This is a genomic window from Micromonospora radicis (assembly GCF_003583405.1).
In the GTDB taxonomy this organism is placed as follows: domain Bacteria; phylum Actinomycetota; class Actinomycetes; order Mycobacteriales; family Micromonosporaceae; genus Micromonospora; species Micromonospora radicis.
The window spans coordinates 1-302 of record NZ_QXEC01000078.1; the positions used below are offsets into that span (position 1 = coordinate 1).

Here is a 302-nt window from a genome sequence, read left to right on the forward strand (position 1 = left end):
CCCTCACGACGGTCACCACCGCGGAAACCGCCCTCGGCACGGTCACCGCCACGGAAACCGCCCTCACGACGGTCGCCGCCCTCACGACGGTCACCACCGCGGAAGCCACCCTCACGACGCTCACCGCCACGGAAGCCGCCCTCGGCACGGTCACCACCGCGGAAGCCGCCCTCACGACGCTCACCGCCACGGAAACCGCCCTCGGCACGGTCACCGCCACGGAAACCGCCCTCACGACGGTCGCCGCCCTCACGACGGTCACCACCGCGGAAGCCACCCTCACGACGGTCACCACCGCGGAA

1 protein-coding gene is annotated in these 302 nt (G+C 72.5%); it reads left to right on the forward strand.

Going from position 1 to position 302, the window contains the following annotated elements; translation table 11 throughout:
* On the forward strand, nucleotides 1-302 hold a 302-nt coding region (locus D2L64_RS27435; RefSeq protein ID WP_199714832.1), incomplete at both ends, for a hypothetical protein.